At 53.3% G+C, this 26750-nt stretch carries 22 protein-coding genes; 16 read left to right on the plus strand and 6 right to left on the minus strand.

Annotation, left to right across the window (positions count from 1 at the left end; genetic code table 11):
* Window positions 1-219 precede the first annotated feature (219 nt).
* Entirely contained in the window at window positions 220-1902 is a 1683-nt protein-coding gene (ilvD, locus tag R6H26_RS23755) for a dihydroxy-acid dehydratase (protein ID WP_404786092.1), read from the plus strand.
* A gap of 18 nt (window positions 1903-1920) precedes the next feature.
* On the opposite strand, the gene R6H26_RS23760 is transcribed toward ilvD, so the two are convergent.
* A complete protein-coding gene (locus R6H26_RS23760) occupies window positions 1921-3834 on the minus strand; it encodes a transglycosylase domain-containing protein (protein ID WP_404786094.1) in 1914 nt (637 codons plus the stop codon).
* Between the two features lie 308 nt (window positions 3835-4142).
* Here R6H26_RS23760 and tyrS point away from each other — a divergent pair, with 308 nt between their 5' ends.
* The 8 genes from tyrS (at window position 4143) to R6H26_RS23800 (ending at window position 10084) form a co-directional block, all read left to right on the plus strand.
* Entirely contained in the window at window positions 4143-5357 is a 1215-nt protein-coding gene (tyrS, locus tag R6H26_RS23765; protein ID WP_404786096.1) for a tyrosine--tRNA ligase, read from the plus strand.
* Between the two features lie 194 nt (window positions 5358-5551).
* Window positions 5552-5926, plus strand: coding sequence for a response regulator transcription factor (locus tag R6H26_RS23770; RefSeq protein WP_404786098.1), 375 nt, complete (start codon window positions 5552-5554; stop codon window positions 5924-5926).
* Between the two features lie 17 nt (window positions 5927-5943).
* Entirely contained in the window at window positions 5944-6426 is a 483-nt protein-coding gene (locus R6H26_RS23775) for a CYTH domain-containing protein (protein ID WP_404786100.1), read from the plus strand.
* Between the two features lie 100 nt (window positions 6427-6526).
* The gene (locus tag R6H26_RS23780) at window positions 6527-8290 is read left to right on the plus strand and encodes a protein kinase (RefSeq protein WP_404786101.1); all 1764 of its coding nucleotides are present in this window, start codon (window positions 6527-6529) and stop codon (window positions 8288-8290) included.
* Between the two features lie 91 nt (window positions 8291-8381).
* A complete protein-coding gene (locus R6H26_RS23785) occupies window positions 8382-9302 on the plus strand; it encodes an FHA domain-containing protein (protein ID WP_404786102.1) in 921 nt (306 codons plus the stop codon).
* A 127-nt stretch (window positions 9303-9429) separates the two neighbouring features.
* On the plus strand, window positions 9430-9696 hold the full coding sequence (locus R6H26_RS23790) for a hypothetical protein (protein WP_404786103.1): 267 nt from the start codon (window positions 9430-9432) through the stop codon (window positions 9694-9696).
* On the plus strand, window positions 9696-9887 hold the full coding sequence (locus tag R6H26_RS23795; protein WP_404786105.1) for a type II toxin-antitoxin system VapC family toxin: 192 nt from the start codon (window positions 9696-9698) through the stop codon (window positions 9885-9887). The genes R6H26_RS23790 and R6H26_RS23795 overlap by 1 nt, the downstream gene beginning before the upstream one ends.
* Window positions 9869-10084 carry a type II toxin-antitoxin system VapC family toxin gene (locus R6H26_RS23800; RefSeq protein ID WP_404786106.1) on the plus strand — a complete coding sequence of 72 codons (216 nt, stop codon included), beginning with the start codon at window positions 9869-9871 and terminating at the stop codon, window positions 10082-10084. Before R6H26_RS23795 ends, R6H26_RS23800 begins: the two co-directional genes overlap by 19 nt.
* 372 nt (window positions 10085-10456) lie before the next feature.
* Here the strand turns inward: R6H26_RS23800 and bchM are convergent, their stop codons facing one another.
* The gene (gene bchM, locus R6H26_RS23805) at window positions 10457-11146 is read right to left on the minus strand and encodes a magnesium protoporphyrin IX methyltransferase (protein ID WP_404786108.1); all 690 of its coding nucleotides are present in this window, start codon (window positions 11144-11146) and stop codon (window positions 10457-10459) included.
* 320 nt (window positions 11147-11466) lie between these two features.
* Between bchM and R6H26_RS23810 the strand changes: the two genes are divergently transcribed.
* The 4 genes from R6H26_RS23810 to R6H26_RS23825 all read left to right on the plus strand — a co-directional run bounded on the left by R6H26_RS23810 (window position 11467) and on the right by R6H26_RS23825 (window position 18406).
* Window positions 11467-13221: a PA14 domain-containing protein gene (locus tag R6H26_RS23810; protein ID WP_404786110.1), complete on the plus strand. Its 1755-nt coding sequence runs from the start codon at window positions 11467-11469 to the stop codon at window positions 13219-13221.
* 321 nt (window positions 13222-13542) lie between these two features.
* Window positions 13543-15681, plus strand: a complete 2139-nt coding sequence (locus R6H26_RS23815; protein ID WP_404786112.1) for an adenylate/guanylate cyclase domain-containing protein — start codon at window positions 13543-13545, stop codon at window positions 15679-15681.
* Between the two features lies 1 nt (window position 15682).
* Window positions 15683-17155: a mechanosensitive ion channel domain-containing protein gene (locus R6H26_RS23820; RefSeq protein ID WP_404786113.1), complete on the plus strand. Its 1473-nt coding sequence runs from the start codon at window positions 15683-15685 to the stop codon at window positions 17153-17155.
* A 168-nt stretch (window positions 17156-17323) separates the two neighbouring features.
* Window positions 17324-18406: an ATP-dependent 6-phosphofructokinase gene (locus R6H26_RS23825; protein ID WP_404786115.1), complete on the plus strand. Its 1083-nt coding sequence runs from the start codon at window positions 17324-17326 to the stop codon at window positions 18404-18406.
* A gap of 157 nt (window positions 18407-18563) precedes the next feature.
* Here the strand turns inward: R6H26_RS23825 and R6H26_RS23830 are convergent, their stop codons facing one another.
* The 4 genes from R6H26_RS23830 to R6H26_RS23845 all read right to left on the minus strand — a co-directional run bounded on the left by R6H26_RS23830 (window position 18564) and on the right by R6H26_RS23845 (window position 23994).
* On the minus strand, window positions 18564-19283 hold the full coding sequence (locus R6H26_RS23830; RefSeq protein ID WP_404786116.1) for a diacylglycerol/polyprenol kinase family protein: 720 nt from the start codon (window positions 19281-19283) through the stop codon (window positions 18564-18566).
* Between the two features lie 82 nt (window positions 19284-19365).
* The gene (locus R6H26_RS23835; protein WP_404786117.1) at window positions 19366-21282 is read right to left on the minus strand and encodes a putative bifunctional diguanylate cyclase/phosphodiesterase; all 1917 of its coding nucleotides are present in this window, start codon (window positions 21280-21282) and stop codon (window positions 19366-19368) included.
* On the minus strand, window positions 21279-23126 hold the full coding sequence (locus tag R6H26_RS23840; RefSeq protein WP_404786118.1) for a CheR family methyltransferase: 1848 nt from the start codon (window positions 23124-23126) through the stop codon (window positions 21279-21281). The genes R6H26_RS23835 and R6H26_RS23840 overlap by 4 nt, the downstream gene beginning before the upstream one ends.
* 283 nt (window positions 23127-23409) lie before the next feature.
* The gene (locus R6H26_RS23845; RefSeq protein WP_404786119.1) at window positions 23410-23994 is read right to left on the minus strand and encodes a chemotaxis protein CheB; all 585 of its coding nucleotides are present in this window, start codon (window positions 23992-23994) and stop codon (window positions 23410-23412) included.
* Between the two features lie 288 nt (window positions 23995-24282).
* On the opposite strand from R6H26_RS23845, the gene R6H26_RS23850 reads away from it, so the two are divergent.
* From R6H26_RS23850 to R6H26_RS23860, 3 genes are all read left to right on the plus strand, one after another.
* A complete protein-coding gene (locus R6H26_RS23850; RefSeq protein WP_404786120.1) occupies window positions 24283-24576 on the plus strand; it encodes a hypothetical protein in 294 nt (97 codons plus the stop codon).
* 130 nt (window positions 24577-24706) lie between these two features.
* Window positions 24707-25525, plus strand: coding sequence for a M48 family metallopeptidase (locus R6H26_RS23855; RefSeq protein ID WP_404786121.1), 819 nt, complete (start codon window positions 24707-24709; stop codon window positions 25523-25525).
* A 178-nt stretch (window positions 25526-25703) separates the two neighbouring features.
* Entirely contained in the window at window positions 25704-26456 is a 753-nt protein-coding gene (locus R6H26_RS23860) for a hypothetical protein (RefSeq protein WP_404786123.1), read from the plus strand.
* Window positions 26457-26750: the final 294 nt, after the last annotated feature.

The raw sequence follows: 26750 nt of genomic DNA on the forward strand, positions 1-26750 counted from the left end.
GACCTTTTGTTACTACAAATAGAATTCCCGATTCAGACTACTTTAAAGATACCGCGATCGCCCGGTCTCTTGGGTCAAAGACTGGCGACAAGCGATCGTATTTAAACTGTACTGACGGGGACTCGCGTCCCTCAGTTCCGATGGCGCGGTTTGCCATTAGCGCTGTCCATGCAAGATTCTGCAAAAATAAAAAAGAAGACGCTTAGGAACTATATCCCCATGCCGGACAATCTTCGCAGCCAAGCCATTACCCAAGGAATTCAGCGCTCGCCCAATCGCGCGATGCTGCGCGCGGTCGGCTTTGGGGATGCCGATTTTACCAAGCCCATCGTGGGACTCGCCAATGGCTTTAGTACTATCACTCCCTGCAACATGGGCATTGATGGCCTGGCCGCTCGGGCCGAAGCCGGACTCAAAACCGCTGGCGCCATGCCCCAAAAATTTGGCACCATCACCATCAGCGACGGCATTTCTATGGGCACCGAGGGCATGAAATACTCCCTCGTGTCCCGCGAGGTGATTGCCGACTCCATCGAGACGGTCTGCGGCGGCCAGAGCATGGACGGCGTCTTGGCGATCGGCGGCTGCGATAAGAATATGCCCGGTGCCATGATTGCCATGGCCCGCCTCAACATTCCGGCCATTTTTGTCTACGGCGGCACCATCAAGCCAGGACATTACAATGGCAAGGACCTGACCGTCGTGAGTTCCTTCGAGGCGGTGGGCCAGTACAGCGCGGGTCGAATCGATGAGGCGGAATTGACCGCAATTGAACAGAACGCCTGCCCAGGGGCGGGGTCCTGCGGCGGCATGTTTACGGCCAATACAATGTCTTCGGCCTTTGAAGCGATGGGCATGAGCTTGATGTACTCGTCCACCATGGCAGCGGAGGACCCGGAGAAGGCCGACAGTGCCGAAAAATCTGCATTTGTCCTGGTGGAGGCCATCCGCAAGCAGATCTTGCCGAGCCAAATTCTCACCCGCAAAGCCTTTGAAAACGCGATCGCCGTCATTATGGCGGTGGGCGGCTCCACCAACTCGGTGCTCCATCTGCTGGCGATCGCCCACACCATCGGCGTAACGCTGACCATTGACGACTTTGAAACCATTCGCGGCAGGATCCCAGTTTTGTGCGATCTCAAGCCCTCCGGTCGCTACGTCGCCACCGACCTGCACAAAGCAGGCGGTATCCCCCAAGTTATGAAAATGCTGTTGACCCACGGACTCCTCCACGGCGACGCCCTCACCATTACGGGCCAGACCGTGGCGGAGCTATTGGCCGATGTTCCCGAAGAACCGAGGGCCGATCAAGATGTCATCCGACCCTGGCACAATCCGATGTACGCCCAGGGCCACCTCGCAATACTGAAGGGAAACCTGGCTGCCGAAGGGGCAGTGGCTAAAATTACGGGTGTCAAAAAGCCGATTATTACGGGACCCGCCCGCGTCTTCGAATCCGAGGAGGAATGCTTAGCGGCGATTCTGGACAAGAAAATTCAGGCCGGGGACGTGATCGTCATCCGCTACGAAGGACCGAAGGGCGGGCCTGGAATGCGGGAAATGCTAGCGCCCACTTCTGCCATCATTGGCGCGGGGCTAGGCGACTCCGTCGGACTCATTACGGACGGGCGCTTTTCCGGCGGCACCTACGGCATGGTGGTGGGCCATGTGGCTCCAGAGGCCGCAGTGGGCGGGGCGATCGCCCTGGTCCGAGAAGGCGATACCATCACTATCGACGCTCCCGCCCGCAAGCTAGAGCTGCAGATCTCAGACGAGGAACTCGATCGACGGCGAGCTGATTGGCAGCCCCGCGCCCCGCGCTATGTCAAAGGCGTACTGGCTAAATATGCCAAACTGGTCTCCTCTAGTAGCGTGGGTGCGGTCACCGACCTCCAGCTATAGCCGATACCGGACTGCGCCCTAGGACGCATTGGGGCGCTGGAACTTAGATGCAGGGGTGAAATCCAATACGGGTTGCCCCTGCATAGCGCGGCTCGTGAAATCGCGCCAGATGGGTGCCATAATGCCGCCTCCCGTCACGCCATGTCCCAAAGGAGTGTAATCGTCATTCCCAGCCCACACTGCGACTGAGAGCTGCGGCACGAATCCCGCAAACCAAATATCTCGCTCTGAAGAAGTGGTTCCGGTTTTGCCGGCAGCGGGTCTGCCAAAATAAGCCGCCTTTCCGGTCCCGCTGTTAACCACGGCCTGCATCGCGTCAACCAATGCGGCTGTTGCCCAAGGGTCCAACACGAGCTTGCGTTGGGGCGTGTTGTCCAACATCAGCCGCCCCGACCCATCTGTCACCTGAAGCACGGCGGTCGGGTCCGATTGCCATCCGTTGCTGGCAAACGTCGCGTAGGCAGAGGCCATCTCCAAAGGGGTCAGGTCGACAGAACCCAATGGCAGGGAAATAACTGGGGCAATGGGGCTTCTAATCCCCAAAACTCGGCAAATATCGATCACTTTTTCGAGGCCGACCTTCTGACCGAGCACGACAGCCGGAATATTGCGCGATTGCGCCAAAGCTTGACGGACGGTCATTCCACCCTTAAACGTGCGATCGTAATTTTGCGGGAAATAGCGCTCGCCCGTACCGTCATCGTAGCTAACAGGGCTGTCGCTGATAACGGAATCCGGCGTATATCTGCCCGAGGCAAAGGCCGCATAGTACACGAAAGGCTTAAAGGAGGATCCGGGCTGGCGCTGGGCTTGGGTGACGCGGTTAAAGGAGGTTTTGCGGCTATCCACCCCACCCACAATGGCCTTAATAAAATGCGTCCGAGGATCGACTGCCACCAGCGCGAGTTGGTCGGCTTGGCCCGCCAGCATTCCGCTGCCGTAGCGAATTGTATCCTCTGCAAGCTGCTGCAGTTTCCAGTCCACCGTCGACTGAACCCGCATTCCGCCCCTCTGAACCGATTCTTTGCCAAACTTATCGGTCAATTCTTTGATCACCGTGTTGGTCACAAAAGGCGATAGGCTTTGCTGAAAAGAAGTGACGTGGCCGAATTTAATGGGTTGTGCCTTTGTCGTCTCTGCCTCCTCTTTCGAAATCCAGTTGAGCGTCACCATACGGTCTAGAACGATCGCCTGCTGGCGCTTGGCGGCGTTGAAGTCAAAAAATGGGCTGTACTTTTCCGGCGCTTTGATAATGCCCGCCATCATGGCCGCCTCGGCCAGGTTCAGATCCGCCGCAGGTTTATTAAAGTAGCTCAGCGCGGCAGTTTCGGCCCCGTAGGTGTTGTGTCCCCAATAAATTTGGTTGAGGTACATCTCTAGAATTTCGTCTTTTTTGAAAAGCTTCTCGACCCGCATCGCTAAAACAGCCTCAGTCACTTTGCGGCTAATTTGCTCGCGGGGCGTCAGAAACAGGTTTTTGACCAGCTGCTGGGTCAAGGTAGACGCTCCTTCTACGGTGCGCCCCTCCCTGAGATTGACGAGGGTGGCCCGGAGGATGCCCACGGGGTTCACCCCGGAGTGCTGGTAAAAGTTACTGTCTTCAATTGCAAGAACGGCCAACTTGAGCTGGGGCGAAATTTTATCGAGCGGGACGACCTCTCGATTTTCTTCCCCGTGCAAACTGGCCATCACCTTCCCATTGATGTCGTAAATGTAAGTGGTTTCGCTGGGGACGTAGCCTTTGAGCGATCGCACGTCCGGCAGATTTCTGTAGCTCATGGCGAGTCCCACCAGCCCACCCGCCAAGGCAGTGAGTCCCAACATTGAGGTAACCAGAATGGTGGATCCCGCAATCTTTAGGGTAGAGGGCAAGAAGCCATCTTTAGCATTGGAAGCGGTGACAGCCCTTTGGTGAATTGCTTTAGTGGACACTGCTACTGTAATTCCTGTATGCAGAACGGCTGATAAGACTTGGGCAAAGCTAAGATCCCCGCAGAACGATTAAACCATGTCTTCAAAACATTCCAGACCTACCTTTAACTGTAGGACTATCTTCTTGATCGCTTAATCACAATTCTAAATTGCCGAACAGCATTCGCTTTAATTCTGGCTCGACTCGCGCCGCAAATTAGAATGGGGAACTGATAAACTTTAGTATTGCGTTGATCTGAAATCAAGTTTTTTCTACGGTCTTTTGTCCGACCCGGTAACGTTCACCTCTGGCTCAACGGATTTCTTCCATGACTTATTCTTGGTCGCCACTGCTACAGCGCGGCGTCAGCGACATTTTTCCCAACCTTCCCGACTCTCGAGATCCAGCCGAAAATATTGCGGCCAAGCTTCAGCAAGCGATCGGTCCCCTCAGAATTAAGTTTGGCATTGACCCGACGGGATCGGAGGTTCACCTCGGCCACAGCATTCCGATTCGCAAGCTGCGAGCTTTTCAAGATGAAGGCCATACTGCCGTTTTAATTTTTGGCGACTTTACAGCCCGCATTGGCGATCCTACCGGAAAGTCGGAGGTACGCCAGCAGCTCAGCGAGGCGGATGTAGCCGCTAATGTTAAAACCTATATCGAGCAAATTCGCCCCATTCTAGACTTCGAGACGCCAGGACGGCTAGAGATTCGGCATAATTCCGAATGGTTGGCTCAGCTCGATCTATCCGCCACCTTGCAGTTGCTGACGACCATGACCGTGGGCCAAATGCTGGCCAAGGAAGGTTTCTCAGAGCGCTACAACAAGGGAAATCCCATCTTTCTCCATGAATTTTTATATCCGATCATGCAAGGTTATGACTCCGTGGCCGTCCGAGCCGACGTGGAAATTGGGGGAACGGACCAAAAATTCAATATTGCCGTGGGCCGCGATCTCCAACGGATTTTCGGTCAAAAACCGCAGTTTGGGCTGCTGATGCCCATTTTGCTAGGGACGGATGGCGTGCAAAAAATGTCTAAGTCTTTAAATAATTATGTGGGCTTAGCGGAGAATCCCGTAAGCCTATACTCTAAACTGGAGAAAGTCCCTGACTCGATTATCGAGCAATACTTTGAGCTGTTAACCGACTTACCCCTCGACGAATTGCCGACAGCCGCGCGCGATCGCCAGAAGCTTTTGGCCCTAGAGATTGTAGGCCAGTTTTACGGCAAAGAAGTGGCCCAACAGACCCAGAAGTCGGTCGTTGCCATGATAAAAGAGGGGAAAGCCAGCGATACCGAGCTAGTCCCCGAGTTCTCGTTGACTCGGGTTCAGTTCCCAGTCAAGCTATTTTACCTGCTCGGCGCTTGCGGGCTTTGCCCCACGAGCAGCGACGCCCGCCGTCAAATTCAAGGAGGAGCCGTAAAGTTAGATGGTCTTAAAGTTTCCGAGGTGGATTGGACGGTAGCGTCTTCTGAGAGCCTCAATGGAAAAGTGCTTCAGGTTGGCAAAAAGAAGTTCGTGCGTTTTGTGTCTTGACCGTTGCCATTTAGCAATGGAGCAGGCGTTTCTTGAAGATCCGTATTTTCATGGATGTAAAAGATGAATTTTTTAGGCATGATTCAGTTTTACTCAGCCATCCATAAACCCCGTTATAGTGACAGTAGTTACAGTGGCGCCGTGGTTTTGGGCATACTTTCCATGGAGGGAGATACCTCAAAGAGGTTGTGCAAATGACGACAGTGATGGTTGTGGACGATAGCCCTACAATTCGGGCGATGTTGGTCAACTTATTGAACCAGCATGGAATGACAGTGGTCGAGGCCGAGGATGGGCTTGTTGCAAAGCAGCTCATGAAAGACAAGCGGCCAGACTTGGTAATCACAGACGTTGTGATGCCCAACATGAACGGCTACGAGCTATGCCGCTGGGTCAAAAACGAGATTCCAGGGGGTGCAGTACCCGTCATCATGTGCTCTACAAAAAGTGAGGCCTTTGACCGTCACTGGGCGATGAAGCAAGGGGGAGATGCTTACATTATTAAGCCATTCAATCCCGATGAAATGATGACTGCCATCCGGTCTTTATTGCAGGGCGTTAAGCCGTAAACCCCGTCCGAGCCAGCATGGGAACTGAAATAGAGCGTAAATTTTTGGTAAAAAGCAATGTTTGGCGTTCCCAAGCGGATGGCAAACTCTACCGCCAAGGATATATCGTCAAGTCAGCCGATGCGACGGTAAGGGTTAGGGTTGCCGGCGCTAGAGGCTTCCTCACGCTCAAGGGTAGGGCGGAAAACTTTGCACGACCCGAGTTCGAGTACGAAATCCCGCTCGCTGATGCCCAGGAGATGTTGGATCTGTGGTGCCATCCTCGGATCGTCGAAAAAATTCGATACTGCATTCCGGTGGGGGATCTGATATGGGAGGTGGATGAATTTCAGGGGTTCAATCGGGGGTTGGTTTTAGCTGAGGTAGAGCTGGATGCCAGCGATCGAAAGATCGATCTGCCCGATTGGGTGGGGGCAGAGGTCTCGGAGCAGGCTCGGTACTACAACTCCAATTTAGCAATCTATCCCTATTCCCTCTGGACTCCAGAGGAGATAGGATGAGTCCTTTGACGATTTGGCGCGAACTTAAACCGCCAAAGGACCGTACATTTCGCTAAGATGGCGATTGTCTCGTCGGCCCATTTCTTCAGTATTAAATCCCATGTCAGGGTTGCGTTTGTGTCATCAAGGCCACTCTAATCCCCTCAGCAGTCGCTATTGCAATCAGTGCGGCGTGCCCTTAAAGGGAGAGGACGATCCGATCGAGAAGGTGATGGGCGATCGCTATCGAATCGTGCGCGATATCGGCCACGGCGGTTTTGGACGAACGTACTTGGCGGAGGATATCAATCGTTTTAACGAGTATTGCGTGCTCAAAGAGCTGGCTCCTGCGGCTGAGAACCAGGATCTAGAGAAGGCCAAAGAACTTTTTGCCCGCGAGGCTGAGGTGCTCTACAAGCTGGAGCACCCCCAGATTCCGAAGTTTCGAGAGTGGTTTACCGAATCCACGCGGCAGTCGATGTTTTTGGTGCAGGATTACGCCGAAGGGCCGACCTATCAAGATATTTTGCGCGATCGCCAACGTCAGGGCCGCACCTTTGTCGAATCCGAAATCGTAACGCTGCTGAGCCAACTATTGCCGGTATTGAGCTACATCCACGGGCGCGGCGTGGTTCATCGCGATCTTTCCCCAGATAACCTCATCTGCCGCAATAGCGATCGCCTGCCCGTGCTGATTGACTTTGGCGGGGTTAAGGAGGTTGCGGCCAGTACGGCTAAGGCGCGCGGTCCTGCCGGAGAAGACCGGGAAACTAGCAACGTCACGCTTATTGGCAAACCGGGCTATTCTCCAGAAGAACAGATGCGGCGCGGGCAGGTTTCAGCGGCCAGCGACCTCTACGCGCTGGGAGTGACGGCCTTGGTCCTCTTGGTGGGTCAAGACCCCGCCGACTTCTACGATGCCTTTCATTTGACCTTTGACTGGCGAGATCGAGTCCCCGTGAGTCCGGGGTTAGCTGCCATTCTCGATAAAATGGTGGCCCATCGCGTTGCGGAGCGCTACACCACTGCCGAACAGGTGTTGGCAGACATCAAAGCCCTCAGCCACAAGCAAACCGACTGGGTTGCACCCCCGCAACAGCACTGGCCCACCGCCTCTGAACCCCAGAGCGCGCAGCAAACGACGGGCTCCTTCAAGACAGTGGTCGTGGCCCCTTTAGGCACGGCTGTGGCGACGTCTGCTGCCCTTCCGCGCAGAGCGGCTTCTCCTCTCGCGGGCGCGGCGCGGGGTCTCTCGGCTTGGATTTGGCAAAAGACTGCTGCGCTAGCGCGAGGGGCCTTAGTGGGGGCGTTGCTGTTGGGCGCTGGGGGACTGGGCTGGGCAGCAGTGCGCTGGTGGTTTCAGTCTCAGCAACCGTCTGCTTCCGCGCCCTCGGCAGCCGTGTCTGCGCCCTCAGTCCAGCAAGCGCGAGCTTTTTCCGCTTCCGAGCGACAGCGGAAAGCAGAGCTCATCAATCGGCTAGAGCGCTCGGGCGTATCGTCTGGTTTCTTTTACCGATTGGCTAATGAAGCTTACTACCTCCAATATCCCGACCAGCGCGGGCGACTGTTGAGCAACGGACCGGAAGACGAAGCCCTGCGCGCCAATTGGGATGGGGTGGCGTCTCAGGTGATGGATACCATCGAGCCATTGCGCCCTGCCGCCCGCGATCGCCTAGGTCGCTATACGGAGGGCGATCGGACCTCCTGGGTCGCGCAGCTGCGCGGAACGGGACGAGATCCAGATCGTTTCTTCGAGCAAGTTGAATCGCAGCTGACCGATGCACTCCCGATGTATCGTGGAGTTGACCTGCGCAGCAGGGCCGCCCTCCAACTCGCGAATGGCATCGCTGCCGATCGGATGGTAGAAACGGGACGGCGCAGATAGTTTGGGCCTCCCCCATCTTTCGCCGTTAATTCGGCGTCATCCGCCGAGATGCTGCACGGCCAACCCCCTGAGCACCATTCTGCACGGATCTGTGACAAGTTCCTCTGTCCCGCAACTCTTCTTGCCCTCAGACTCTCCCTATGCCACGACAGGGACGATCGAGCGTGGGTTTTGGAGTCCGATGAACTGGATGACTCGATTCTCATCTTCGCTGCCAGCGGGCTATTACTATTCTTTGGTCGGCCAAAAATTTTGGACCGTCGGCAGCAGTCCCAACTGCAAAATCGTATGTACCGACGACCAGATTTCGAGCCAGCACGCGTTGCTCATCGCAACCGCAAATCGCGAAATCTATTTTTGCGATTTACAGAGCATCAATGGCTCCTTTGTCAATCAACGACCCATTAGCTGTCCAGTGCTGCTGCACCACGGCGATCGCCTCAAAATGGGTCCGCTCGAGCTTGAATTTCAGTATTCTGGGGAACTCCCAGTTGCTCGACTGCCTGCGGCCCAGAAAACAGTTTTACTGGTGCAGGTTCGCGCCAATCAGGATGAAATTTGGCGCACCTTGCTTAAAACCTGCGGCGTATCCATTCATGAGGACAGCTATACCGATCGAACCCATAGCGAAGCCATTGAAACCCTATTGGAGCGCTTAGAGCGCAAACCCGACTTAATCGTGGCGGATTTGGAGGCATTAAAGCCAAACCCCTACGAATTTTGCCGTTGGTGCCGAGGTCAGCATCCCAGCCTTAAAATCATCCTGACCTGCGGGAATAGAGCCGATATTTTTTCGTCAGAAAGACGTTGGGTCAAACAGCAGGGAGCTATCGATTTATTGCCCGGATTTTCCCAGGAGAGCTTTTTTTCCCTCAGCTTGACGGACGCGATCGCCCGGTTTGAATGCGTCTTGCAGGCGCTGGACCTGCCGGCATCTCAAGTTTCTTCTCTAGAGCCCATGCTGCGATCGCTGATGTATCAGCTCAACGCTGCGGCTGACCCATTGCCCTAGGAGACCGCAGACGGCGGGGTTTAAGTCCATCGACCTTGTTTTAGACCTTACAGAATTTGCTACGCTCCATCAACAGGGTTTCCCGTTATGGTAAGGATAGGAAAGCTAATACTGAAGGGCGATCGCAATGCATACGATTACGACCCAAACTTATGTTAACGCTGATGGTTGTCTTCATCTTGAGATTCCGATGGGGCTCGATCTAGCAGGTCAAGAGATAGAAATTCAGATTGACTATCGCGTCCTCTCGCCTGAGATCGCAAAACCGATTGCCAGAACTATCGATCTAAAGGCAATTCAGAGAATTTGTGACGAAATATCAGCGCTGCCCATTCTGGATACCCGTTCACCTGATGAAGTTCTTGGCTACAACGAAATTGGTTTGCCTGAGTAATGGTTATTGATACCTCAGCTTTGATTGCCATTCTTTTTGCTGAAGAGGAAAAGGATATATTTTTACAGGCAATTGCGACCGATAGCGTGCGTTTGATGTCGGCGTCGACCCATACGGAAACATCATTGTTTTTGCCGTTCGGTATGGCGGAGAAAACCTACCCAAGCTGGATTTGCTGGTTGAGACGCTAGGGATAGAGGTTATTCCGTTTTCGCTTGAACAATCGACTGTTGCGAGAGCGGCCTATTTGAAATATGGGAAAGGCCGTCATCCAGCTCGCTTAAACATGGGCGATTGCTTTTCTTACGCTTTAGCCATAACGATGAAGGAACCCTTGTTATTTAAGGGAAGTGACTTTACTCAGACTGACGTACAGAAGGTGTTTTAGCGTCCTAGAAGATGCACCTTTGAAATCTCGATCTGTGTTCTATGTGTAGAAGGGCACTCCCCAAAGGCTGACCTTCATTCTTGTAAAGAAATGTAATTAAAGCGACTTGCTCACATAAATTTGCTGGAGTTGCGCTGTTATTTCATTAAAGTCATTTGGAGTAATCCCTGTAGCAGATAAACGGGCACCCGAGACGGTCTTGCAGACTGGCTCAGGCGACCTCAGCGATCGGCGAACAGAAACTCCGATCGACCTAGAATACTTGTGAAAAAAATCCCTTCCCTTTGACCATCCCATGTACTGGACATCCTTCACCTGCCAAGGGCTGCGTTAAAGGGAAATGGCCCTAGTTTTCGATCTTTCCCAAAATGTTTAAGATCCTCGTTTTACCTCAAGCAGCCGTGAAAAGTAAAATTGTGTCGTGGTGAGGGCGGTCCGCTCGACCGTCCAACCCAGCCCCTTAAACGTCTCTACAATGTCCCTCTCGCGATGAAGATAGGCGCGGGTAGCCTTGCTGGGGCCTGGGAAAAAGTCTCCAATTTTTTTGAGCAGGGTATAGATCGGTGTTTTGGGGGCAAAGCTCAGGATCAGCCGCTCCGTTGCCAGAGAACTCAAATGCTCGATCATCTGAGCAGCTTTGTCTTGCGGATAGTGAATCAAGACATCAAGACAAATGACAGTGTGGTATTGACCCGATAGGCTTTCGAGATCCTGGACCGTAAAGATAGGGTTGGCTGCATCGCTACCTTGAGTCACGGCAAGGGTTTTGGCTTCTTCCACCATTTTGGCAGAGATATCGCTGGCATAGACCTGGGCGCCCAGTTGGGCAAGGGGAATGCTTAAGCTACCGACTCCGCAACCCGCATCGCAAATAGTCAGCCCTCGAGCATTGCCGTCTGCCTTCAGCCAGCCAAGGACGGTATCTACCGTTTGCTGGTGACCCTTGCGGATATCAAGCTGAACTTTATTGACTTCGCCATCGCCATAAATGCGCTGCCAACGGTCGAAGCCCACGGAATTAAAGTACGAGCGAACAATGGTTTTATCGTCTGTGGTTGTCATGAGTAAGAAAGGATATACCAGCACTGCTCGAACGAAGGGCGCGCCTCGACGCTAACCATTTTGATTGTAGTCATGGATGCGATCGCAATCCAAGCCCACTGCAGAGAGATTGATGGCTGCGTCCCTGCCAGCAGTAGCATCGATTTTGGCAGCAGGATCCATCGGTTTTGAAAAATAAGGTGGAAAGGCACTCTTGTTTATTTTTGGGGCACCCTAATTTAAGTGGAATTGCTGAGGCGCGCCTTCCTCGTAGAGGAGTAGCAAATCTGTGCAGTTTGAAGTTTGAAAGTATTAACTATCCAGTTATTCGGGGGGTTCAGATGGATCTTATTGTCGGCAACGGAGATGGATTAAAGGCACAGTATTTTAATGGGACGGCTGATTCCTACGGACTGAAGGCACAGCCTCTCGATAGCCCTAGTTATGGCTACGGACTGCAGTCGCTCAATCAAAACGCGATCGCACTGAATCGCATCGATCCGACGATCGATTTCAATTGGAAAACTGGTGCGCCAGGCTCAAAGGTGAACTCAGACCACTTCTCAGCCGAGTGGACGGGCCAAATTTTGGCACCCACAACAGGTACGTATACCTTCACGACCAAGTCCGATGACGGCATTGCCGTTTGGGTGAACGGGCAGCGGTTGATCGACGCGTGGAATGACCATGCAGTGCGACAAGACAGCGGGACCATCAGCCTCCAAGCCGGACAAAAGTACGATATCAAGGTGAACTACTACGAACGCAAAGGCGAAGCCGTCGCACAGCTCTATTGGTCGGCACCCAATATTGCCCAACAGATTATCCCCCAGGCATATCTGTATTCATCGGCTGGAACTCCGGCGATCGCTTCCACTCCAGCCTCGATCGCTTCGGCAGGAAACGGACTGACGGGCAAGTATTTCAACAACACCAATCTCGACCCAAAAACCCTTGCATTGACCAGAACCGATACCAATGTAAACTTCAACTGGAATACTGGCACGCCGGACTCAAAGGTAAACGCGGACAACTTCTCAGCCCAGTGGACGGGCCAAATTCTGGCGCCTCAAACAAGCACGTACACCTTTACCACCACTTCGGACGACGGCGTAAGGGTGTGGGTGAACGGGCAGCAGCTCATCAATGCGTGGAATGACCACGCACCCAGACAAGACAGCGGCACCATCTCCCTCCAAGCCGGACAAAAGTACGATATTAAGGTGGAGTACTACGAACGAGGTGGCGAGGCAGTCATGCAGCTCTTATGGTCGGCTCCCAACATTACCCAACAGGTCATCCCGCAAGCTTATTTGTATGCAGCGGCTGCAAACCCAGATTCAAACCCGATCGGGACCCCAACACCGGATCCGATAGTCGCGCCAACGCCGCCTCCGACGATCGCTCCAGCCTTTGACGATTCGACGCTTCCCCATGAAGGCTTCCCTTCTGGCGTCCCTTCTAACTGGGATTGGGCCAAAGGGCCGACGGGAGGCTATGGAAATAATATTCCTAGCGGTTGGAATGCGTTTACGGCGTGGGGACAAATTTACGTCGAGAAGGGTTGGAATCCCCCAGCCAACAGCAACACCCGCGTGCAGATTACAAACTTAGACTCGTGGTATCTCAGTAAAGCGACAGGCAAGTGGATCCAGATTCAGCAAGCAGACACTGTTATGGGTGCAGCGTTTGTAGAAGATTTCAAGAATAATGCTGCTAAAGCGGCAGATGTAAAAGACGAATCTAAGAATGGTGGGGGAATTAGCGTTACGGCGGGTTACGGCTATAACTACCATTTCTGGACGGATCGGGCATCGATCGCCAATCCCAGCGACATTGACGGAATTTATACTAGATTCCAATCTCGGCTCGTTCTCAACGACCCTAATGGCGTGGACGATCGCGCTTCGGCTCGCTATCTCGCCAATGACGGTGCCGACTACTGGCGCGATATGACATCAGGTTGGTCTCCCGATTGGAGTACCAATGGCGGGGTCGGCGGAGGCCGCTTCAAGTTTGTCAAAAAAGACTGGCAGAATTTTACGATGACGACATTGCCCGTCGATCGGTTGTTGAAGAATCCGCCGCCCTACTAAGGAGAGGCCGAGTCTCTCTCAACGGTGCTGAGGTGTCAAAGCTCGCCCGTCGAACGGTCGCTCTGCTGCAACCCTTATTTGCAGCTTTATCCGCCCATGGATCTGCTTTTACGAACAGATCCGGTCTGAAGTTAGCTCGGTTCGATCTCGTTTAGGACAAGCCAACTTCAGACGAGGGCGGATATTTTCTGCGGCTAGTCTGCGTTAAGGAATACAGTATTTTTCGATGCAGCTTTGTAAGCTGCGAGGGTTAACTGTCGCAGCGGGGATCCGCTTGCGGCAGGCGGACGCGCACCTGCTTTAGAGTGAAACCGTAGCCCTATGCGATCGCTCAACCAACTGAGCATAAAATCCAAACTCATCGCCATGCTGTTGGGGGTCAGCGGCGTTTCAATTTTAGTGACGGCCTATTTGGGCTATCAAAGCGGTCAGGCCAACCTGACCAGCCGAGTATTCAGCCAGCTCACGAGCCTGCGAGCGTCCAAGGCCTATCAGATCGAGTCTTACTTTAAGAACATTCACCACCATACCGAAACCCTCAGCGAAAATCCGGCAGTGATAGCTGCCATGCAGGAATTCGCAGCGGCCCATCGCGAGCTGGAATCGGCCAAAGTCCCCGCCGCATTCGATCGAAAGCTCGCGAGCTATTATCGACAAGAGTTTCTGAAGCGCCTTGCCAAGGCAGAAGACGGCTCGCCAGTCCTAGAGTCCTACTTACCCACCGCCGCCGCATCCCGATACTTGCAGTACCAATACATTGCCAATAACGCGAACCCCGTTGGCAAAAAGCACCTCTTGGATGCTGCCCCAGACGGCAGCACCTACAGTCGCGTACACAGACGTTACCACTCTATTTTTCGCAAAATCATCCAGAAATTTGGCTACTACGATATGTTCCTCATCGATCCTCAGGGAACAGTCGTTTATACGGTTTTTAAAGAGACAGACTTCACGACCAACTTTGGCACGGGGGCCTATAAAACCAGCAACTTGGCCCGTCTAGCGGCTCAGGTGCAGCAGGCCAAAGAAAAAGATTACTCGAAAATTATCGATTTTGAAGGCTACGGCCCATCCTACGGCGCGCCTGCGGCCTTTATTGCGGCCCCCATCTTCGATCGATCCAAACTTATCGGGGTACTGGCCTTTCAGCTTCCAGTCGATGAGATCAATAACGTGATGACGGGCAACCGGAAGTGGGAGGAAGACGGGCTGGGCAAAACAGGCGAAACCTACCTGGTAGGGCGAGACTACCTGATGCGATCGGTTTCGCGCTTTTTAGAGCAAGACCCCAAGGCATACCTCAAAGGTCTGCAAACCGCAGGCGAGCAGGAGGATGTCATTCGGCGGATCGGTCAGTACAAGACCTCGATCCTGCAGCAGAAGGAGCAAACCACGGGAACCGCCGAAGCCTTGCTGGGGAGACAAGGCACCCGAATCCTGAAGGACTATCGCGGCGTGGCAGTACTCAGCTCTTACGCGCCCCTCAAGCTCGAGGGTCTAGACTGGGTCATTTTGTCAGAGATCGACCTCTCAGAAGCCTACGAACCCATCTACTCCTTCACGCGACAGGTCCTCATTTCGGCGACGCTGCTGATGTTGGTGCTGACGATCGCGGCCATGATCATGGCTTATTTGTTCGTCAAGCCCATCCAACACCTGATCGACAGCGCTCGAAAGGTGCAGGACGGAGAGATGGATGCGATCGCCCCCCTCAACCCTCAGGACGAGTTTGGCGAACTGGCACAGTCTTTCAACGGAATGCTGGATAGCCTGCACGTCCAAACCGCGTTGGTCGCCGAGAAAACCCGCGAAAACGAACAGCTCTTGCTGAGCTTTTTTCCGACGGCGATCGCCAAGCGCCTCAAGCAAGGCGAAAAAGATATTGCAGAAGAGATCTCGAACGTCGCAGTGATGTTTACCGATCTCACTGGCTTCTCAAAACTCGCTGCGGCCTCGACCGCCCCCGAAATGATCCATCTCTTAAACGAGGTCTTTGCCGCCTTTGACGACGCCGCCGACCGCTATGGTATGGAAAAAATCAAAACCATTGGAGACAGCTACATGGCCATTTGCGGATTGTCGGTTCCCTACCTAGATCACGACAAACGGGCGATCGGGTTTGGCCTAGAGCTACAGTCCATCCTGCGACGGCTCAACCAAGAGCGAGGCTTTCAGCTCGACATTCAGGTGGGGATCGACTCTGGAGACGTGATTGCCGGAATTATAGGCCGTCATAGATTGATTTACGACGTCTGGGGCGAAACCGTCAATATTGCTAGCAGTTTGAGAGAGGCTTGTCCCGCCGGAGAAATTTTGGTATCTGAGGCAGTCTACGAGCGTCTCAAGGATCTCTACGATTTTGAAGCTTGGATCGATGCGGAAGGGAGCGGCAAAGAAAAAATTCAGGCATGGCGCTTAAAATCGGCCCAGCCCTCGTCCTCTCCCAAAAGGCGCGCGTGATATGGATACCTCCGTCCTTCAAAATCTTTTGGTGTGGGCGATCGCCCTAATCCTGGGCTTTCCCATTCTGATCGTTCTGTTGGGGGAAGTCATCCATCGGCAGAAGCTGCGCGGTCGGCCCATTGCCGCTACGTTACGCGTCGTGCGCAATGTCCTGCTGCCCGTACTAGTCTTTTTGCTGTTCATGCTCTACGTGCTGAAAATGCACCCAGACCACCAGGCGGTTAAGAGCGTTCAAACCTTACTGTGGATTGTCGTCATTCACGCGGCGCTGTCGCTGCTCAACGTGGTAATTTTCGAGCAGGCCGGGGCCGATACGTGGCGCGCCAAAATGCCCAAACTGCTCATCGACCTCGCGCGGCTATTTTTGATTTTGGTCGGTTCGGCGATCGTGCTCGCCACCGTCTGGCACGCGGATGTGGCAGGACTCGCCACAGCTCTGGGCGTTAGCTCCATCGTGATCGGCTTAGCGCTGCAAGATACCTTGGGCAGCATTACCTCCGGCATTGCCCTGTTGTTCGAGCGGCCCTTTAACGTCGGAGACTGGCTCCGGGTCGGAGAATTGACGGGACAGGTCATCGATATCAACTGGCGCTCAGTGCGGCTGCAAACCTTCGACCGCGAGATGGTGATCATTCCCCACAAGGTCATCAGCGGCGAAATTATCCGTAACTTCAGCCGTCCCTTGCCACTCCATGCCGAGCGCATCAAGGTTGGTTTTTCCTACAGCGACCCGCCGAATTTAGCGCGCCACGTCCTTAAAAGTACGGCCCTGGCTACCCAGGGCATTCTCATCGATCCAGAACCGCAGATTTTTACCCTTTCCTACGATGACTCTTCCATTAACTACGAGGTGAAGTTTTTTGTAGAAAACTATGCGGACATCGAGGACATTCGCAGTCGCTTCATGAGCCGGGTTTGGTACGCAGCCCAACGCAATAACCTGAATATCCCCTTCCCCATCCGCACCCTCTATCATTTCCACGGCCCTACCGCCCGCGAAGGCAGCACTAACAAGAAATTTGCCGAAAGCCTCCAGTCTCTGCCCGCCTTTGTCCCCATCGACCGCGAACACGGCGATCGCCTCCACAGCAACGCCGAAGGCGTCACCCTCCAGCACTTTGGCATTGGCGAAAAGGTCATTCGACAGGGCTACCCCAGCAACTCGCTTTACATTATCGTGTCGGGCCAAGCAGCTTTATCGATCTCCGACAGCTCGGGCATCGAGCATCCGGTATTGTTCCTCGGCGCCGGGGAATTTTTTGGCGAGATGGTTTTGTTTTCTGGAGAACCCAGCCCCATCTCCATTACGGCAGTCAACGATCTAGAAGTGATGATGATTTCTGCCGATGAGGTCAACCAGATGATCGCGCGTCAGCCCAGCTTTGCGCGGGAGATCGGGCAAATTTTAGAAGTGCGCCGTCGGGCCATTCAGGCTGTCAAACAAACCGCCGGTACCCCTACCGTTCTGTAAAGATCTCGGCAGGAGAAAAACGCGCAGGCCGACGGCTGCAAACTATCGCAACTCAATATCGTAAATTTTTCATAACATTCAGTCGACTCAATCCGCTAATCTCGACACAGCGTCCTCATTTGGGCGTATGGTACTGCTTATCTTGAGAACACAGAATTAGTAGAGACGATGGTTGAGCATAAACGGATTGGGATTTTAACCAGCGGCGGAGATTGTGCTGGCCTCAATCCCGTCATTCGGGCGGTCGTGCGGCGGGCAGCGGGCACCTATGGATGGGAGGTTTTGGGTATCCGTCAGGCCACGTTGGGGCTGATGGCAAATCCTGCCAGCGTTTGGCCTCTGGATATCAAGACCGTCGATTCTTGGCTGACAGCAGGCGGCACCATGCTGGGGACCACCAATACGGGCAACCCCTTTGCCTTTCCGATGGCGGATGGGACGTTGAAGGATCGCTCGGAAGAAATTATTCAGGGCTACCACCAGCTGGGCCTAGACGCCATCATCGGTATTGGGGGCGATGGCAGCATGGCGATTCTGCGCCAGTTGGCCCAGCAGGGCAACTGGAATCTGGTGGGCATCCCCAAAACCATCGACAACGACGTGGGCGTAACCGAACGCTCGATTGGGTTCGATACGGCAGTTAACATCGCCACCGAAGCCTTAGATCGGCTCCAATTTACAGCCGCCAGCCACAGCCGCGTCATGATTTTGGAGGTCATGGGTCGGGATGCGGGCCACATTGCTATTAGTGCGGGGATTGCAGGCGGTGCGGACATCATTTTGATTCCAGAAATCCCGTTTTCCGTGTCCCATATCTGTAGCAAGCTGAAGGGCTGGCAGCGACGCGGCAAAAATTCCGCGCTCATTATCACCGCAGAGGCAGCCCGCGCGGAAGAGGGCATCACCATGATGCAAACCGATGCAGCGGGACAATGTCGCCTCGGCGGAGTGGGAGAGTATCTGGCCAATCAAATCTGCGGGAATAACATTGCCGAGACGCGGGTGACGGTACTGGGACACGTCCAGCGGGGCGGGATTCCTTCGCCGTTGGATCGCCTCATCGCATCCGCCTTTGGCGTGGCAGCAGTCGATCTGATCGCCCAAGGGAAATACGACCAAATTGTCACCTGGCAAAAACGGCAGGTGGTGAGCGTGCCGATCGCAGAGGCGATCGCCCAGTATGACAAGGTAGACATCCACGGGACGCTGGTCAAAACCGCGCGCGGGTTGGGGATCTATCTGGGCAACTGACCCTACCGCCACCCTAGCGGGAAGGTGAGGCCGTGGATCCACGGTCAAATCGGCACTGGAAGAGTCGCGATCGCGTGGTTTGGAGGACTGCGACTCTTCTAGGGGAGCTAGTCGGCCCCGAGTTTGGCATGAATGTCGTACCACCCAACGCGGTTTTCTAGAGCCACCATACACCAAGAACGATCGCCGTTCCCGTCAGCGTAAGGTTATCGATATCCCGAAACGGTAATGCTTCGACCAGGGTGGCCGCGAGGGCGATCGCCGCCACAATGCCTGCTGTCTCGTCCAAGGGAAGGGCCAACAGTCCGAGGTGCCCAAACCATGCCAGCATTCCCCACGCAAATGCAAAGCTGCCGCCAAACATAGCAGCAGAACCCGCCCAGCTTTTATCGGGACTGAAGGGCAGCTTGCGGGTGCCCCAACGGCGACCGATGATGTCTGCCAGCCCATCTCCACCGCACATCAGCATCAGGGCGACGATACCGACGGGCGAGGTGCGCCAAAAACAGATCGTGCAAAGGACAAAAACCAGACCGTAGTACAGCGGCCCTCGCAAAATTTCTCTGGGGTTCCCCGCGCGCGTCATAGCCGTGACTGCCGCCGGGTCCTGGAGCCAGCCTACGCCAATGGCAACAAACTGCGCGGTGATGCTGAGGGGCACTAAAGCTGCAAAATAACGGGCGCTGGCGGCAGCGCTAAACAACGGCCAACACAGCACGAACAGCGGTCCCGTCCCAATGTGAACGATCTTGCGGCTGAGTTTGGGTTCCAGCCAGCCTCGATGGGCGATCGCATCGATCGCCCGCAGCCACAACAGCGCGAGCGCGAGGGTGATGAAAGCGGCGATCGCATCGTGCCATAGCAAAGTTTGGAACAACGGCATCTCCTCCACCATTCAGCTATTTTTTCTTGCCGATAAGGTTAGGCGAAGCTGAGCGGTTTGAATCTGGTGGTCAAAATTAATCGCTTTCATGAGCATTAGACCTAAGTTTGAGCTGGGCTAGGGGCCATTCCGCAGGACGACCGAAATAATATCCCTGAGCATATTCACATCCAAACTCTCCTAAGGTCTGCACTTGAGCCGTCGTCTCTACCCCTTCAGCAATCACGTAAAGCCCCATGGTATGAGCCAGTAAAACAATGGCGCGCACCAATTCTCTACTGTCCGAGTCCCCTATAAAACAGCGGTCGATTTTTAATCCGTGGAAAGCTAAGCCCTGTAAACGGCTGAGGGAGGAATATCCGGTACCAAAATCATCAATGGTGAGATGCACCTGCAAGGCTCGAAGCTGCTTCAAAATTGCCGCTGAGTGCTCGATATTGGACATGATCACGTCTTCAGTGATCTCCAATGTGAGACATCTCGGATCTAGACCCGTTTTTTGAAGGATGGCTTGAACTTTACACACAAAGTCTGGCTGAGTAAACAGCCGACTCGATACATTAACACTCATCGTTAACAGAGGCGTTAGAGCAAACTCACGCTGCCATTGGGCCATCTGCTGGCAAGCCGTTTGCATCATCCACTCATCAATCAAGGTAATTAAACCTGTTTCCTTGGCAACGGGTAGAAACTCTGAAGGCAATAGAATGCCCCGCTGGGGATGATGCCATCGCACCAGCGACTCAAATCCCTTAGGCGCTTGGGTTAAAAGAGAAACGATGGGCTGATAGTAAACTTCAAACTCTTGCCGCTGGATTGCTTGATACAGCTCCTGCTCTAGCTGAAACGCATCTAGTTTGCTCGTCTGCATTTCCGAGGTAAAAATACGGAAACAAGCTCCACCGTGCCGCTTCGCTTGGTACATTGCTAAATCCGCGTCGCGCAGCAATTCTTCGGGCTGCTGATACTGGGCGTGACCCAAGACAATGCCAATGCTGGCCTGAATCATCACCTCATGGGTTTTTAGCCTAAACGGAGCCGCCAGCGCCCTTTGAATCCTTACCGCACAGGCTTCCGCCTCACTGCAATGATGGATTTCTTCTAAAAGAATGACAAATTCATCCCCTCCTAACCGCGCTAAGGTATCTTCCCGTCTCACGCAGGTTTGGAGGCGAGAGGCCATTTCCATCAGCACTCGATCTCCGGCGAAGTGGCCCAGGCTGTCATTGATCGGCTTGAACCGATCTAAATCTAGAAATAGCAAGGCAAATAATTGCTCTGGATGCCGCTGATAACCTTCCAGCAGATGTTCCAGACGATTCAGCAGCAACGCTCGATTAGATAGCCCCGTTAGGCTGTCATGAAACGCATCGTAGCGCATTTGCTTGGCCTGCTTGCGATCGCTAATATCCCGAATCAGCCAGCGCAGACCGACCCATTTTCCCTCTAAGTCTTCCATTGTAGAAATCGAGATTGATGAGGGGAATAGGTTATTTTCTCGCGTTCTTAGGCTCACTTCCCAGTCTGTTATAACCTGACTGACGGCCAACTGATTCAATTGAGTATGAAAATGGGCGCGATCCAATTCACTAACAAAAACGATTAACGGTTTGCCGAGCAGATGTTCGCGGCGCAGATTGAAAAGTTTTTCTGCCGCACAGTTCGCCTCCAGAATTACCCCTAAAGGCGTTGTCACCAAGTAACCATCTGGCGCAAATTCAAACAGCTCTAAGTAACGGAGTCTCTCGATCTCTAAAGATTGACGAGCGATCGCCAATTCCGCATTCTGAGCGTGGATTTCCTCAGTAGCGACGTGCAGTTCTTCTAACGCCACTGAAAGTTTAGTAATGGATTCGTCTTGCAGTTCTTGAGACGCGAGGGAGGAGTCCTTCGCACTTTGCTCCAGTATTTTCAGTCGCTGCTGTGCGGATTGAAGCTGTTCCTCAAAGTCGAGAATATTAAAATCAAGCCTTTTACGGTCTCTTGGATTCATGTTACTTCCTCCATTAAGATAATTACACCGCGTTGCAGAACTTCATTGCCATTGAGCGGGCTAAAGCTAAGATGACATTGAATGTCTCGCCCTCTCCGATTTCTGGCCTTGAGTACCAGCTCCTGTCGCGTTGCATTCCCTTTGAGACAGTTGAGCACGGGTTCTCTCAGTTGTTCGACGGGCAACCCAATTTCCAGTCCTAGCAGGGACTGTCCCTTCACTTCCTCTGCCCGTAGCCCCCAAAGATCTTCTACTCTAGGGTTCCAAGTGAGAATATTGAACTGGCGATCGATCGCAATTACGCCTAGGCTCAGACTCGCAAAAATAGAACTGACAAAAGCATTGGCCTCGTTGAGTTCATCCGTGCGTTGCTGTAGCTCTGCGTTGATAGTCTGTAATTCTTCATTGGTAGACTGAAGCTCTTCATTCATGGTCTCCAGTTTTTCATTGCTAGATTGAAGTTCTTCATTGGTCGTTTCCAGTTCCTCATTAGTGGATTGAAGTTCTTCGTTGGTGGTTTCTAACTCTTCATTGCTGGACTGAAGCTCTTCATTAGACGTTTCCAGCTCCTGATTAGAATGCTGGAGTGCTTCCTGGAGATCGTGGTAATGGGTGACATCTACAAAGGTGATGCTTACGCCCAGGAGTTCGTCATTTTCGTCTGCTAAGGGATTAAACTGCACATCTAGAGACTGGGCGCAATGGTCTGGAAAATTCCGCACCACATCATTGATGATGACCAGATGACGCTCTCGGTATACCTGGTCAATGTGCGAGCGTAGCTCTAGGGGACGGTACGAAATTTCTAAATCCTGCAAGGGACGACCCAGATCCATCAGGTTAAGCTTAAACATAGACCGTGCTGCCGCATTTGCTAGCACCAAAATGCCGTCGAAGTTGACAATAATCTGCGCCATAGGAAGCGACTCAAAGGCCAATTCCCGCAGATAGATGTAGTTCTCCAGAGCGTTGCTGGGTGGGTCTTCAAAGATCTGAACCTTCGCGAGAAGGGGGTCGCGTCGATTTTTCTGGGACACCCGACGAAAAATGCGGTGTTGCAGACTGATAGGGATGAACGAATTGGTATGGGTCAGCAACATTTCTGCCTTGCCCAAAAGTAAAACACCCGCAGAATTGAGGGCAAAGTGAAAACGCTTGAGAACCTTAGCCTGGGTTTCGGCATTAAAGTACATGAGGGTATTGCGGCACACCAATAGGTCAAGGCGAGAAATTGGCGCATCCTGGAGCAGATCGTGGCGACCGAAGATCACCGACCGACGTAATTCGGGATGGAAGATGTACTGGTCTCCCGCTGGCTCAAAAAATTGCGTCTGGAATGCCTGTGGGACAGACTTAATCTCTCTAGCGCTGTAGATCGATTGACGAGCATGCAAAAGAGCCTCTTCATCCACGTCTGTAGCATAGATTTTGACGCGCTGTCGGAATGATTCGATGCCCAGCATATGGGCAAAAATCATCGCTAGCGTATAGGCTTCTTCCCCAGAGGCGCATCCCGCACTCCAAATTCGAATGCGCGATTGGGCTGGCTTTTCGTTCAGGAGATGAGGAATGGTCTCAGTTTGGAGATAGTTCCAAGCGCTCGCATCCCGAAAAAAGGCAGTGACGTTGATCAAGATTGTATTGAAAAGCAGGGAGAATGCCTCTGGATGGACTTCTAAGTAGTCCTGATAATCTTTGTAATTCTCAAGCGCATGGAACTGCATTTGCCTTTGCACGCGACGGGTGAGGCTGGCTCGCTTATAGCCTGAAAAGTCAAAGCCCCGCGACTGCCTCAGGTAATCCAACAGCTCATCAAAAGAGCGGTGGTCGTCATTTATTTTCATTTCCTCGTATTCAACCAGCGTTCTTTTGCTAGGCTAGCTAGGATAAAATTTTGGCTGAGTAAAGATTTTAAGATTTGACAGCACTATTTTTTTATCCCGATCGCACCTCTATAATAGTCTCTAGCGCTATTAGTTTCTAACCTCAGAGACTATTGCAGTTACAGCATTATGACTTGAGCAAAGCCGATCGAAGAAGCGCAACCTTACAAAAAATCGACCTCACCGCCTCAAGCAAAATCCTACAGCCCTGGCGGGCAAAGAACCTCAGGCTCAGATGTTATTCTTAGAACATGCAGACCAAAGACATCAGCGCATCTGTAATTTGGGGGAGAGGTAACACAAAATCTACGAGTCCCGTTTGAATCGCAGCACTGGGCATCCCAAAAAACTCCGATGTTTCTTTATCTTGCGCAATTGCAATGCCTCCCATTTTGTGGATCGCCTGCACTCCTATGGCGCCGTCATTCCCAGTCCCACTCAGAACTACGGCGATCGCCCGGTCTTTGTAGCTAGCCGCCACGGACTCAAATAGTAAATCCGCCGAGGGCCGCAGAAAATGCACTAGCGCGGTTTGGGTTAAGGACAGCGTTTTATCTGGGCTAACCAGAAGATGGCGATTGGGCGGTGCAATATAAACGGTTCCAGGGTCGATCGCATCCCCTTGCTCTGCCTGCTTGACGTGTAGGGCTGTTTTCCGGCTCAGAATATCCGCCATGAGCGATCGATGTTGGGGGGCAAGGTGTTGCACAATGGCGATCGCAGCAGGAAAGTTAGCAGGCAAATTTTCCAGAATCTGGCCGATCGCGCTGAGTCCCCCCGCAGAGGCAGCTAACGCCACAATATCGTAGGCTGGCTTCGGAAAATTCATGGTTAGTCTCAAGGTTTTCCATCTCTTTTGACCCTAAACGGACAAACATGATGAAAATAAGACTTATGCTGTCTCAATGGACTCGTAAAAGCTGTGACTAATGCTATTCTAGCCTTCCCGATAGATTAGCTGCGGGGGATGCGTCCCTCTAACCCACCTCCAATCGCGCGCGCTTGCCCGCCCCTAGTGAGGACGATCGCCATGGCTCAGGTAGCTCGATCGCTGCCCGGATAGGATGCTTCCGGCAATATTAGGGAGCATAAAAAACCTTAAAAGGAGGTTTGAGTCATGAAAAAGTTAACGGTTGCGCTCATTTCGCTCGCAACCCTCGGGCTGGGGATAGCAGTTCCCCTTCAAGCGAAAGCCGAACCCTTCCACTTCGAACACTCTGGATTCTCGATTAACCTAGGTCATAGATTCCAGCGTCAGTACGACGTTTACTATCGGGATGACCGCTATGACGACGAATGGCGCTTTGCAGGCTCCTACCGATCTTGGAAGGATGCGAACTATGCCGCTCGCAAGCTCGAACGTCGGGGCTATATCGCTCAGATCGAACCTCGGTTTCATTCCCGTTGGTAGGGTTGCGCTCCCGCACTCATAGGTCTCTCAGGCAACCGATTGCCGCTTACTGTCCGACCAGTTTTAGCGCTGCGCTCCGTTCCCTTGAAGGGAATGCCACAATAAAAAGAGACCTATGGGGTAAGGAGCTATGACGATCGATAAGGTCCCCTTTGTAGGGTTAAAAGCCGACCAGTTTCGCCATCCCCTCGACCTTGAGGCAACCTTGGCCTTTAAGCAACTGCCTGGATGGGATTGGGTCGTGCGGAGCATCCTCGGTTCTGTTGCGGAGCAAGCATTGTACTTAGACAATATCGGCTCTGGATTGCTGGTGGGCAAGCAGCAGCTTCCAGAACTCCACCATTTGCTCCTAGAAGCCTGTCAGATTCTGGACCTAGAACCCCCGCAGCTTTACATTCGTCAAAATCCCGCGCCCAATGCCTATACGTTGGCCATCCGTGGCAAGCAGCCTTTCATCGTGCTGCATGCGTCCCTGCTCGATCTGTTGAACCCAGCCGAAATCCAAGCCGTGATCGCTCACGAGTTAGGCCACCTCAAGTGCGACCATGGCGTTTACCTGACCCTGGCAAACATAATGGTCGTAGCGGCAGGCCAACTCCCCTACTGGGGCGGCCTTATCGCTCAAAACCTGCAGCAGCAGCTCTTGAATTGGGTGAGGTGCGCGGAATTTACCTGCGATCGCGCGGGTTTGCTCGTCAGCCAAGACCCTAACGTCATGATTTCCGTGCTGATGAAACTGACGGGAGGGTCCCCCACCCTTGCGCCGCAGTTAAATGCGGATGCATTTCTAGCCCAAGCTAGAGCCTACACCCAAGCTGGCGACGATTTGAGCGTCCTCTGGAAGACGCTTCAGACCGCTCAATTAACCCATCCGCTCCCTGTGTTACGGGCCAGTGCCATCGATCGGTGGGCCAACAGCAAAGCCTATCGAGATCTGCTGTGCCGCTAGCCCCCAATCGATCCTGCAAAGGCACGACAGTCCTGTATTTCAGGAGCCGCCGCCGTCTCCAGCGCAGTTGACCCCAATAGCGGGGCATGATAAAACTATGTTCCTGGTCTCCCTGTTCGATCGCCCAAAGCCCTAAGGTTTGCCCTCTATGTACGCTCAGTTTAGAAGCCAATATCCGATGGGTAGCCTGATTTCAGAACTGCTCAACATCCACGAGGGCAAATACATCGTTAAGGCCATCATTCAAGTGGGCGGGTCTACTCTCGCAACGGGCCTATCGGCAGCAACCAGTATCGAGCAGGCCGAAGATCAGGCTCGGGTGCGTGCTTTGGTCGTGCTTGGAATTGACGATCGCCCCTATGCGACTCAGGCACAAATTGTCAACTCAGGGCCAGAAGAGCCTGCTGCCCGCACTCAGGCAAGGCTGGCAGCGCCCGCCGCTGAGTTTTTGCCCCTGAACGAAGCGACGTTTCAACATTCGGTGGATGTGGATTGGGCGATCGCCGATCGCGCTGCTCGGTCCTTCCAAGCGCCAGAACAGCAGCAGCTGGCCTGGTTCGAACGCAATGCCGTCGAGCCGGAACCGCATGTCCCGCAACGCTCCAGTCGGCACTCAGATCGAGAAATCGCTCCGCCCCAAGCTGAGGCTCCCTCACCTCCCGCGTTTGCACCTCAGCGAGAAAGCAGCCCTCGCCCTCGAGGAGAACGGCACGAGGCAGCCGCTGCAATTGCAGCACCAATCGACCTTTCCGACATCATTGCCCATACGGACGTCGAACTCAAGCGCCTCGGCTGGACGAATGCCCAGGGGCGTCGTTATTTGGAGCAGACCTACGGCAAGCGATCGCGACAGCACCTCAGCGATGCAGAACTCATAGAATTTTTAGATCATCTTAAAACTCAGCCTACTCCTGGAAAACCCTCGCTTTAAAACGCTATCCTGGAAGTCTAGAGGGAACCTTAAAATTTTCAGCTGCGGCGATTCAACCGTTAGACTGAGGACAGACTACCTTCGTCGTCAAACCAGATAAAAAAATTTACGCAGTGCAAAATGCGTTACGCTGTCACGGTCTCAAACGGTGTAAGATGCACGTCAACGCTTACATCCGGTCAATATAGGATAGCTTTAATAAACGGTTGGGGAGGCCATCATGAAGGACTGCGCTGGTAAGCAAAGTCTGAGGAGGCTAAATGCTCGATCGTTCCTTCCGATTTTTCCATCATT

Origin of the sequence: Altericista sp. CCNU0014 (assembly GCF_044923475.1) — a bacterium.
In the GTDB taxonomy this organism is placed as follows: Bacteria; Cyanobacteriota; Cyanobacteriia; order Thermosynechococcales; family Thermosynechococcaceae; genus JAAURS01.